Annotated in this window: 7 protein-coding genes and 1 tRNA gene; all 8 read left to right on the forward strand. The window is 71.7% G+C overall.

Going from position 1 to position 11,284, the window contains the following annotated elements; genetic code table 11:
• The first annotated feature begins 91 nt into the window (after positions 1-91).
• The 8 genes from AB0J66_RS27390 to AB0J66_RS27425 all read left to right on the forward strand — a co-directional run bounded on the left by AB0J66_RS27390 (position 92) and on the right by AB0J66_RS27425 (position 10,944).
• Positions 92-5,428: a fibronectin type III domain-containing protein gene (locus tag AB0J66_RS27390; protein ID WP_364666200.1), complete on the forward strand. Its 5,337-nt coding sequence runs from the start codon at positions 92-94 to the stop codon at positions 5,426-5,428.
• A gap of 105 nt (positions 5,429-5,533) precedes the next feature.
• Positions 5,534-7,804: a thiamine pyrophosphate-dependent enzyme gene (locus tag AB0J66_RS27395; RefSeq protein ID WP_364666203.1), complete on the forward strand. Its 2,271-nt coding sequence runs from the start codon at positions 5,534-5,536 to the stop codon at positions 7,802-7,804.
• A 101-nt stretch (positions 7,805-7,905) separates the two neighbouring features.
• Positions 7,906-8,337 (forward strand): DUF3052 domain-containing protein, encoded by a 432-nt coding sequence (locus tag AB0J66_RS27400; protein WP_014441437.1) that lies wholly within the window; start codon positions 7,906-7,908, stop codon positions 8,335-8,337.
• Positions 8,338-8,400: 63 nt separating this feature from the next.
• A complete protein-coding gene (locus AB0J66_RS27405) occupies positions 8,401-8,856 on the forward strand; it encodes a peroxiredoxin (protein WP_364666206.1) in 456 nt (151 codons plus the stop codon).
• 39 nt (positions 8,857-8,895) lie between these two features.
• A tRNA-Val gene (locus AB0J66_RS27410) sits at positions 8,896-8,967 on the forward strand.
• Positions 8,968-9,209: 242 nt separating this feature from the next.
• Positions 9,210-9,578 (forward strand): hypothetical protein, encoded by a 369-nt coding sequence (locus AB0J66_RS27415; RefSeq protein ID WP_364666209.1) that lies wholly within the window; start codon positions 9,210-9,212, stop codon positions 9,576-9,578.
• 99 nt (positions 9,579-9,677) lie between these two features.
• Positions 9,678-9,986 (forward strand): hypothetical protein, encoded by a 309-nt coding sequence (locus tag AB0J66_RS27420; protein WP_364666212.1) that lies wholly within the window; start codon positions 9,678-9,680, stop codon positions 9,984-9,986.
• Between the two features lie 10 nt (positions 9,987-9,996).
• Complete coding sequence (locus tag AB0J66_RS27425; protein ID WP_364666215.1) at positions 9,997-10,944, forward strand: zinc metalloprotease; 948 nt, start codon at positions 9,997-9,999, stop codon at positions 10,942-10,944.
• Positions 10,945-11,284: the final 340 nt, after the last annotated feature.

Genomic DNA, 11,284 nt, shown 5'->3' on the forward strand with positions numbered 1-11,284 from the left:
ATCCGTTTCAACCTTATTTACCCCTGAAATGACTACCTTGTGGGGAGTCCAAGGCTTCTGACGCGGGGGTGTGAGAGAAGTGCAAGAAAAGGTGCCGCGACGACGGCGCGAAATTTCCCGATGGACGGTGGTGGCCGCGGCCGCGACGCTGTCCGCAGGCCTGGTCGCGGCGAATCCCGCCCCGGCCTCGGCGGCGGCGCTCGACGCGCCGGCCAGCGCCTCGGCCCTGGCCGGCCGGCGGCTGATCGCGGTCACCTGGACGGCGCCTCCGTCGGGCGTGACGGTGGCCCGGTACCGGGCGAGCGCCGGCAACGAGTACTGCGACCTGGTGGGGCCCTTCTCGGGCCCGCTCACCTGCACGATCAACAATCTCGCGGCGAACACGACCTACACACCCAGTGTGGTCGCCTGCCCGAACGCGAGCACCTCGAACAGCACCGACTGTTCCGCGCCGCGGAACGCCAACGCCGTGAAGACGGGCCCGCCGGGCACGCCGCTCGCGCCCACGGTCGCCTTCTCCGGCGACCCGAACACGGTCAAGCTCGACTGGACCGCGCCCGATCCGGGCGCCGGCATCCAGTCGTACCGGATCACGCCCACGCCGGCGACCGGCCTGACCGGCACCTGCGGGTCGCTGGTGGCGGGCGACGTGACCACCTGCACCTTCGGCGGTCTGACCAATGACACGTCGTACACGTTCCGGGTGACCGCCGTCGGCGTCACCAACAGCACCGGGACCACCGGCACCTCGCCGGCCGGCGCGGCCTCGGCCGCCAAGGTCGCCGGCCCGCCGCACCAGGTGGACAAGCCCACCGTGACCCGGGACTCCAACACCGCGGTGACGGTGTCGTTCGCCAAGCCCCTCGGGGGTCAAGCGCTCGCCGGATACACCGTGACCGGGACGGCCGACGGCAGCACGAGGACGTGCACCGCGCCCGCCGACGCGACCTCGTGCCAGGTGACCAACCTCGACCCGGCCAAGAGCTACACGTTCACGGTCGTCGCCAACGGCGAGAGCGCGGCCGCCGGCAGCTCCCCGGCCAGCCTCGCGTCCGACCCGATCAAGCCGGGCCTGCCGGCCGTGCCGGCCACGCCGACGGTCGAGCTCGGCGCCACCGAGGGCAAGGTGACCGTGCTGTGGGAGGCGCCCGACCCGATCGCGGGCGGCGCCGTGACCACCTACACGGTGACCTCGCAGCCCACCGACAACGGCACGCCGCTGGTCGACACGGCCTGCACCGGCATCGCCGGCACCCGGACCAGCTGTGACTTCAGCGGTCTGCAGGACGGCAAGAACTACCGGTTCCGGGTGACCGCCACCAACGCGGCCGGGACGGCCGTGTCCGAGTGGAGCGACCCGGTCGTCTCGCAGGCGCCGGCCGTGCCGAACGCGCCGACGGTCACGCTGGGCAATGCGCCGGGCAAGGTGAAGCTCGCCTGGACGCCGCAGACCACCGGTGGGCCGGTCGTGTTCTACACGGTCCGGGCCATCCCGTCCGCCGGGACGCAGGCGGCCGGGTGCGGCTTCGACCTGACGACGCCGACCTGTGAGATCAGCGGGCTCACGCCCGGCACCGCCTACAAGTTCACCGTGACGGCCGTCGGCGACCTGGGGTCGCGGACGTCGGCGGAGAGCGCCGAGATCATCCCCGACAAGCCGGGCGCCCCGGCCACCGCGGACGTGGCGCTGACCGGTCCCGGCGCGGCCCAGGTGACCTGGACCGAGCCGGCGCCCGGGGGCGGCGTGGTGGCGAGCTACACCGTGGTCGCCGAGACGGCCGGTGAGGACCCGATCGTCGGGTGCGAGGAGACGGAGGATCTCGTCTGCGCCTTCGACGAGCTCGACCCGGCCAAGGAGTACGAGTTCACGGTCGTGGCCACCAACGCGGCCGGGTCCACGGACAAGGTCGCCACCGCCACCGGCATCCCCAGCGAGCCGCAGAACGTGCAGGCGGTGCTGACCACGGACCAGACGGAGTCGGTCACGGCCACGTGGGAGACGCCCACCCAGAACACGGCCACGCGGTACAGGGTGACGGCCTGGGCCGGCGACGAGCCGACCGAGCACACGTGCATCACCGACGCGCTGACCTGTGACGTCGAGAACCTCGACGCCGCGACCGCCTACACGTTCGTCGTGCGGGCGTTCAACCAGCTGGGCGGCACGGACGCGGTCGCCACGGCCGACGCCCTGGTGCCGAACAAGCCCGGCGCGCCGGGCTCGCCGAAGGCGACCGTGACCGGGCCGGGCACGGTGCTCGTCACGTGGGTCGTCCCCGCGAACAACAGCGGTGGCGCGGTCGAGCACTACGAGGTCACCGGGGCCGACGCCGACGACGTGGCCACGGTGTCGAACTGCATGGATGTCGCGGCCGACGGCACACTGGAATGCGAGTTCACCGGTCTCGAGGAGGCCAAGTCCTACACGTTCACGATCGCGGCGGCGAACGCCGCCGGTTCGACCCCGGCAACCGTGGGGCCGGTGCGCGCGGCGGCGCCCGGCAAGCCCGTCGTGTCGGGCGTGGTGCTCGGCCACAACGACGCCGGCGCGGCCACCGTCACCGTCTCGTGGACACCGGCCGAGGGCGGCGACGTGGCCGGCTGGCTGGTGACAGCCACCCCGGCCAGCGGCGATGCGTCGGAGCAGTGCCAGCAGGCCGCAGTGTCCGCGACGTCCTGCGTTCTCACCGGCCTGCGGGCGGACACGTCCTACACGTTCACGGTCACGGCCGTGAACGAGGCGGACAGCGTGGCGTCGGAGCCGAGCGACCCCGCCCTCGTAGTGGCCAAGCCCGGCGCGCCGACCACGGTGGCGGCCGTGCTGGTGGCCGACACCCCGGGCGCGGCCAAGGTCACTTGGGACTCCCCGCTGGACGGCACCGGCGGCGCCGTCGCCACGTACGCGGTGACCGCGGTCGACCCGGCCGGCGCCACGGTGCAGGGCAAGGGCTGTCCCTCAGTGGCGGCCGGTGCCACCCGGGAATGTTCGTTCACCGGCCTGGACACCACGAAGGCGTACACCTTCAAGGTCTCGGCCACGAACGGCGCCGGCTCCACCGCCGCGTCCACCACCACCGCGCTCGTACCGGACAAGCCGGCCGCGCCGGCCACGGTGTCGGTGACCCTGGAGGCGCCGGGTACCGCCGGGGTCTCCTGGCCCAAGTCGGGCGGCGGCGTGGTGACCAAGTACACGGTCGGGGTCTACGCGCCTCAGGGTGGCGACGACACGCTGCCGGACCCCTGCGAGGTCGTCGGCCCGGACACGAACCGCGTATGCGTGTTCCCCGGCCTCGAGCAGGAGGTTCTGTACACGTTCGTCGTGACGGCGGAGAACGCCGCCGGCAGTTCGTTCAAGGCCAGCGCCGGGTTCGTCCCGAACCGGCCGAACCCGCCCTTCCTGCAGAGCCTCGAGGTGATCTCCGCCTCGGCGGTCCGGCTGAAGTGGACCGCGCCCGAGCCGGGCGGCCCTGTCGCGTCGTACACCGTGACGGCGTACGACTCCTCCGCGCCGGACGTCCCGCTCGAGCTGGACTACTGCGCCGAGGTTCCGAGCTCGACCCTGACGTGTGACTTCGGTGGGCTGGACCCGGCGAAGACCTACGACTTCACGGTCCGGGCGAACGGCCCCGGCGGCGGACAGTCCGACGAGAGTTACCGGTTCGAGAAAATCACCACCGCGCCGCCGGCCAAGCCGGCTGTGCCGGACGTCGCCTGGGCGGGGGCCAACTCCGTGCGGGTGAGCTGGGACGCTCCGACGAGTGGCGGCCCGGTCGACTACTACACGGTGACCTCGAATCCGGCTGTACCCGGGTTGAGCGACTGCCAGACCGGAGGCATGGACGAGGACGGCTTCGTCGGTGGCAGCTGTGTCGTCGATCGTCTGATCAGCGGCACGAGCTACTCGTTCCGGGTCGTCGCGCACGGCACCGCCGACCGCAACGTCGCGAGCGACCTCTCGTCGACCATCGTGGCCGGTCCGCCGGACGCGCCGGAGCGGCCGACGGCCGTCCCGGGCGCGGCGACCAACGCGGTCGTCGTGAGCTGGACCGCGCCCAGCCCGGGAGCCGGCATCGCCGGCTACACCGTGCGGTCGCTGCCGGACGGTTTCGGCTGCGCCACGACGTCCCGGGACGTCACCACCTGCACGGTGACCGGCCTCGACGCCGCGGCCAGGTACCAGTTCCGGGTGCAGGCCAACGGCGTCGGCGACAGCGGCAACTCGGCCTTCGGCCCGGCCTCCGAGGTCATCGTGCCGCGGGCGCCGGGCAAGCCGTACGACGTCAATGTGGCCGCCGGCGACAAGGAGATCCAGGTCTCCTGGACCAAGCCGGCCCAGGGCGCCGACCGGGCGGCCTCGTACAAGGCCACCACGACGCCGGGCGACTTCTCCTGCACGACCACCGCCGCCGAGGATCCGGAGTGCACCATCACCGGGCTCACGAACGGCACGTCGTACCGGGTGAACGTGGTCGCCGTGGCCGCCGGCACGGCCGGTCAATCGGCCCCGAGCGTGTCCTCGGCCCGGGTCCGGCCCACCGCCGGCGCCCCGGGCAGCCCGACCGGCGTGACGGCCGCCCCGCGCTCCGGTGGGGCCTGGGTGACCTGGACGGCCCCGGCCAACATGGGTGACGGCATCGCCGGCTACCAGGCGCGGGCCGTGCACGGCGCGGAGACGTTCACCTGCACGAGCCGGGCCGACCTCGGGTGCGGCATCACCGGCCTGACCAACGGGACGGCGTACACGGTCAGCGTCGTGACCATCGGCAAGTTCGCCAGTGGTTACTCGGCGCCGGCGACGGCATCGGCCGCCGTCACACCGAGGAGGGCGCCGGGCGCGCCGACGATCGTGTCGGTCACCCCGGGCGTACGGTCGCTGACCGTGCAGTGGCGGGCGAGCACCGACGCCGGTGACGGGCTGGCCGGCTTCACGGCCTCCGTGGCCGGCCCGGCCGAGTCCACCTGCACCGTGTCCGGGACCACCGCGACGTCCTGCACGGTCGTCAACCTGGCGCCGGGGGACTACTCGGTGACCGTCCAGGCGAACGGGCGGGTCACCGGGGTCGTCTCCGACCCCAGCGTGCGGAGCGAGGGCAAGGCCCTGCTGGCGGCCGCGCCGACCCTGTCGTCGACGCTGCCGGGCACGATCGCGGGCACGCTCACGGTCTCGCCGGAGTCGGCGGCCCGGGGCGGCAAGGTCACCGTCACCGGTACGGGTTTCGCCCCGCACACCGGTGTCGCGCTGGGCCTCTACCCGGGCCTGGCCCGGCTGGGGAACTTCGCGACGAACGGTGACGGAGCCTTCACCGCGGAGGTGACGATCCCGGCCACGTTCGCCGCCGGCACCGGCAAGACGCTGCTCGCGGGCGGCCAGACGTCCGCCACGAGCACGGCGGTCCGGTACGCGAAGGCGATGATCGAGGTCAAGTAACCCAGCGGACGGGCCGGGCGGGGATCTCCCCGTCCGGCCCGTCACTGCTTCATCCGACTTCTCGCACGTCACAGCGCTGAAGCGGATCTTTGGCCCGTTTGCGGCATGGCAGGGCTCGCCCGCCTGCGCGATGCTCGTCGTGTGACCACCCCGCAGAACCTCGACGAGCGTTTCCGCGACGCGGTGTCGGCCCTGCCGGCACCCGGCGGCCGTCGCGCGCCCGGCGACCCCGTCCGCGACGGCTCCACCCTCACCGACGCCCGCGCCCTCGAGCTGTTCGACGCCCAGCTCGCCAGCCGCCACCTCGATCTCGCGTCACGCTGGCTGCGCAGCTTCAACGAGGGCTTCTACACGATCGGCTCGTCCGGCCACGAAGGAAACGCGGCGGTCGCGGCCGCGCTCCTGCCCACCGACCCCGCCCTGCTGCACTACCGCTCGGCCGCGTTCTTCAGCGCCCGCGCCAAGAGCCTGGCCGACGCCGCCCGCGACGTGCTGCGCGGCGTCGTCGCCTCGGCCCGCGAGCCCATCGCCGGCGGCCGGCACAAGGTCTTCGGCAGCGCCGACCTCAACATCGTGCCCACCACCTCGACCGTCGCCTCCCACCTGCCGCGCGCCGTCGGGCTGGCCTTCGCCCTGGCCAAAGGGCGCGCCGGCAGCCGCTGGCCGCGCGACGCGATCGCGGTCGCCTCGTTCGGCGACGCCTCGGTCAACCACGCCACGGCGACGGCGGCGTTCAACTCGGCCGGCTGGTTCGAGCGCTCCGGCGTACAGCTGCCCCTGCTCTTGATCTGCGAGGACAACGGCCTCGGCATCAGCGTGCCGTCGCCGCCGGGCTGGGTGGCGGCGATGCTCGAGTCGCGGCCCGGGTTGCGCTACACCGCGGCCGACGGCTGCGACCTGGCCGCCACCTACGACGCCGCCATCGAGGCCGTCGGCTATGTGCGCCGCGAGCGCCGCCCGGCGATCCTGCATCTGTCCACCGTGCGCCTGATGGGCCACGCCGGGGCCGACGCCGAGGTGGCGTACCGCCCGGCCGAGGACATCAAGCGTGACCTCGAGCGGGACCCCCTGGTGGCCACGGCCGGACTGCTCGTGGCGGCCGGGCTGCTCGCGCCCGAGGAGGTCATCGCCCGCTACGACGAGGTCGGCTGGCAGGTCCGCAAGGTCGCCGAGGAGGTGCTCGGCGAGCCCAAACTGACCACGGTGGCCGAGATCGTGGCGCCGCTCGCCCCGCGCCGCCCGCTGCGCTCGGCCCACGCGATCACCGAGGCCGCCTCGCGGGCCCTCGGACCGGCCGCGGCCGCCCGCTCCCAGGCCTTCGGCGGCAAGCTGCCCGAAAAGGCGGGGCCGCTCACCCTGGCCCAGACCGTCAACGCCACCCTCACGGACGCGCTGGCGGCCGATCCCGGCGTCCTGGTGTTCGGGGAGGACGTGGGCCGCAAGGGCGGCGTCTACGGCGTCACCAAGCACCTGCAGGAGCGGTTCGGGGCCGAACGGGTCTTCGACACCCTGCTCGACGAGACGTCCATCCTCGGGCTGGCCCTGGGCGCCGGGCTCGACGGCATGCTGCCGATCCCCGAGATCCAATACCTGGCCTACCTGCACAACGCCGAGGACCAACTGCGCGGCGAGGCGGCCACGCTGTCGTTCTTCTCCTCGGGCGCCTTCAAGAACCCCATGGTCGTACGGGTCGCCGGGCTGGCCTATCAGCAGGCGTTCGGCGGCCACTTCCACAACGACAACTCGGTCGCCGTCCTCCGGGACGTACCGGGCCTGGTCCTGGCCGTGCCCGCCCGGGCGAGCGACGCCGCCCCGATGCTGCGGTCCTGTCTGGCCTCGGCCGCGGCCGACGGCAGCGTCTGCGTCTTCCTCGAGCCGATCGCGCTCTACCACACCCGCGACCTGTACGAGCCGGGCGACGGCGAATGGCTGGCCCCCTACGCCGGCCCCGAGGCCTGGACCGGCCAGCACGTGCCGATCGGCCGGGCCCGCACCTACCCCCTCGGCAACGCCTCGGATCTGACCATCATCACGTACGGCAACGGGCTGCGCATGTCGCTGCGGGTGGCCGCCCGGCTGGCCGAGCAGGGGTACGGATCCCGAGTGGTGGACCTGCGCTGGATTTCCCCGCTGCCGGTCAACGACCTGGTCAGAGAGGCCGCCGCGACCGGTCGGGTGCTCATCGTGGACGAGACCCGCCGCTCCGGCGGCGTCGGCGAGGGGGTCCTCGCGGCCCTGGTGGATGGCGGTTTCGTAGGCTCGGCCCGGAGGATCGCGTCGGCGGATTCGCTGATTCCGCTGGGTCCGGCCGCACAACAGGTGCTGGTGGGGGAGGATGCCATCACACAGGGTGCCCACACCCTGCTGGCACGGTAAATTGCCTCACACTCGGTGCGCCACTTGCGCCGGGGCGCACAAGTGTGTGGACTACCCCCAAGTTCACGCACCTAATTTTCTTGGCTAGGAGGACTTAGACAGTGAGCGCGACCGCTGGTCAGGCCGACGGCGTACGCAGCCTGGCGGACCGGTTCGGCTTCGAGCCGAACATGGTGGTCATGGAGATGGGCTACGACGACGATGTCGACGAGGACCTCCGTGACGCCCTGACCGAACGCGTCGGCGATTTGGTCGACGAGGACACCGACGAGGTCGTCGATGCGGTGCTGTTGTGGTACCGCGACGGCGACGGTGATCTCTTCGAACTGCTCACCGACGCCCTGGGCCCCCTCGCCGACAACGGCGTGGTGTGGCTGCTGACCCCCAAGGCCGGCCGTGACGGGCACGTCGAGCCGAGCGAGATCAGTGAGTCCGCCCCCACGGCGGGCCTGCAGCAGACCTCGACTCTCAACGCCGGCAAGGACTGGACCGGCGCCCGCCTGGTCTCACCCCGGGGTGCGAAGAAGAAGTAGCTCACTGCCGATTCCGAGCCAGCCGGCGTCGTCACCGACGCCGGCGTGGTTAGGCTTGTCCGCATGCCGCTACCCGTCGGCGCCGCGGCGCCTGACTTCACCCTGAAGGACCAGAACAACCAAGAGGTACGCCTGCGTGACTTCCACGGTCGCAAGGCGGTCCTGCTGGTGTTCTACCCGTTCACCTTCACGGGCACGTGCCGCGGCGAGCTGACCGCTGTCCGGGACAACCTGGCCGCCTTCCAGAACGAACAGGTCCAGGTCCTGGCCGTCAGCGTCGACTCGGTCTACAGCCACAAGGTCTGGGCCGGCCAGGAAGGCTTCGACTTCCCCCTGCTGGCCGACTTCTGGCCGCACGGCGAGGTGGCCCGCGCCTACGAGGTCTTCAACGACGGCGGCGGCATGGCCAACCGGGGCACGTTCCTCATCGACCCGTCCGGCGTCATCCGATACTCCGAGATGATCGGCCCCGGCGAGTCCCGCGACGTGAAAGCCTGGCTGGCCGCTCTCGATCGCTGAATCGCCCTCAAGGTACGATGCTGATTCCCGGTAACACCCGGGCGCGTAGCTCAGTGGGAGAGCACTCGCCTTACAAGCGAGGGGTCGTAGGTTCGAAACCTACCGCGCCCACGAGTCACAGGACCCCCCTGTCCGCGGAAAGCGCGGACCCTGGTGACTCGTCATTCCTGCTCCGGGGCCGAGCCCCGGAGACCCCACGTTCCATCCGGTTGCGGCGGTGCGGCGGTTGCGGCGGTTGTGGTTGCGGCGGTTGTGGTTGCGGCGGTTGTGGTTGCGGCTTTGGGCGTCGGGGGATGGCGGTTAACTCCCTGGTGCTGGGCAGCGGATTTGTCGGTTCGGTGTTGGGGGAACGCGTGCACGCTCGGCATGAGCTCGGTCTTGATGGAGATCGGGGCTATCTGGTGATCCTGCCGGTCCGGCGGTGGCTGCTGGTCGAGAAGGTGCTGGACGACTACGAGAGCGTCGAGGGCGACCTTCTGGTCGACCGCAGCGCGGCCCGGGCGGTTCGGGAGAACATCTACGGCGAAGACCTGCGGCCGCTGCCGGGCGACCGGATGGCGACGGTCGAGCTCACCGGCGCCGAATGCCAGCTCATGGCCGATTCGCTGGCGCACCGCGCGGCGGTGGCGGACACCGAGAGCCACGATCAAGGCGTCGAGGCCGGTGGGTCGGAGATCTGGGATCTGCTGCGCGTACTGGATGCCCAGCTCAGCCGCCGGTGAGGGCATGTCGGATCACGGACGGTAAGGGTCTTGGCCGGGCCTGAGGCTGCCAGTCTGGCTCGCACAGCATCACAGTCGTTCGTGCAGGTGGGCGCGTATATGTCTGATCTTTCGGCCGATCTTTTCCAGCGCTGGTATCACTCCTTCGAGGAGGACACCGACGACGAGGCCGTCTACCGGCCGGCGGATTTCGACTTCCCGCCGCGGCGCGCACCCCGGGACAGTCTCGAATTCCGCCCGGGCGGCGGCTACATCGAGTACGGGCCCGGGCCGGCCGACCGGTCGACCCCGACCTGGGGCAGCTGGGAAGCGGAGCAGCCGGACGCCGTCCGGGTGCACGCCGGCGCGGCCACGCGCCTGCTGCACATCACCGCGCACGACGGGCAGGTGCTGAAGATCCGCAAATGATCGACAGGAGATGAGTTCCGTGGACGCCGACGAGATCATCGAAGCTCCGTCACGCCGCCGCTGTGCCACCGAGGACGTCCACCGCCGGCTGCTCAACGAGAGCATCAGCTACCGGGTGGCCCGCACCGACATCGAGAACCTGGCCTTCGCCTACGCGAGCGGCGAGGTCAAGGACCAGCGCACCGAGGAAGTGAACATCCCGGTCGTCTGCCACATCGTCTACAGCTCCGAGGAGCAGAACGTCTCCAAGGAGCAGATCGACAGCCAGATCGCCGTGCTCAACGAGGACTTCCGCGCGCTCAACCCGGACGTCAAGGACGTACCCCCGATCTGGCAGGGCCTGGTGGCCGACACGAAGATCCAGTTCCACCTGGCCACGGTGGACCCGCAGGGCAACCCGACCGACGGCGTGACCCGCCGCCAAACCACCCGCACCTCCTTCGGCGGCAACGACACGGTCAAGTTCGCCGCGACCGGCGGCACCGATGCCTGGCCGAGCGACCGCTACCTCAACATGTGGGTGTGCCAGCTCAGCGCCGGCCTGCTCGGCTACGCCCAGTTCCCCGGCGGCCCGCCCGAAACCGACGGCGTGGTCATCACCTACACCGGCTTCGGCAAGACCGGCACGGCCCGCGCCCCGTTCGACCTGGGCCGCACGGCCACCCACGAGATCGGCCACTGGCTCAACCTCTTCCACATCGGCGGCGACGACGGCACCGGCTGCGGCGGCACCGACCTGGTCGCGGACACCCCCAATCAATCGGACCAGAACGTGGGCCGCCCCAAGTTCCCCCGCATCACCTGCGGCAACGGCCCCAACGGCGACATGTTCATGAACTACATGGACTACGTCGACGACGCCGCCATGTTCATGTTCACCAAAGGCCAGCTCGAGCGCATCGACGCCTGCTTCGCCGGCCCCCGCCAGAGCCTCCTGTCCACCCCACCGGCCAGCTGACCCACCACCGCCCACCAGCAACGACCCGGCCGCCGACCGCTGGCCGCCGACCGCCGGCCTCGAGCCATCTGCTGGCCCGCGGCCACTGATCGGCTGTCCGCCGTCGAACGGCCACCGGCCGGCGTTCACCGACCGGCAGCCGATCGGCTAGCCAGCCGCCCGGCTGTGCGGTTAGCGGACCGGCTGCGGCTAGCGGATCAAGTGCTGGCCAGCGCTGGCCCGCCACCGGCCTCCGACCGGGAGTCGGCCTCCGACCGGGAGTCGGCCTCCGACCGGGAGTCGGCCTCCGACCGGGAGTCGGCCTCCGACCGGGAGTCGGCCTCCGACCGGGAGTCGGCCT

The organism is Actinoplanes sp. NPDC049598, assembly GCF_040675435.1.
Lineage (GTDB): Bacteria > Actinomycetota > Actinomycetes > Mycobacteriales > Micromonosporaceae > Actinoplanes.

Coding starts and splice junctions, on each gene's coding strand:
- AB0J66_RS27395 (WP_364666203.1), top strand. CDS start 5,534: ATGGCAGGGCTCGCCCGCCTGCGCGATGCTCGTCGTGTGACCACCCCG.
- AB0J66_RS27405 (WP_364666206.1), top strand. CDS start 8,401: ATGCCGCTACCCGTCGGCGCCGCGGCGCCTGACTTCACCCTGAAGGAC.
- AB0J66_RS27420 (WP_364666212.1), top strand. CDS start 9,678: ATGTCTGATCTTTCGGCCGATCTTTTCCAGCGCTGGTATCACTCCTTC.
- AB0J66_RS27425 (WP_364666215.1), top strand. CDS start 9,997: ATGAGTTCCGTGGACGCCGACGAGATCATCGAAGCTCCGTCACGCCGC.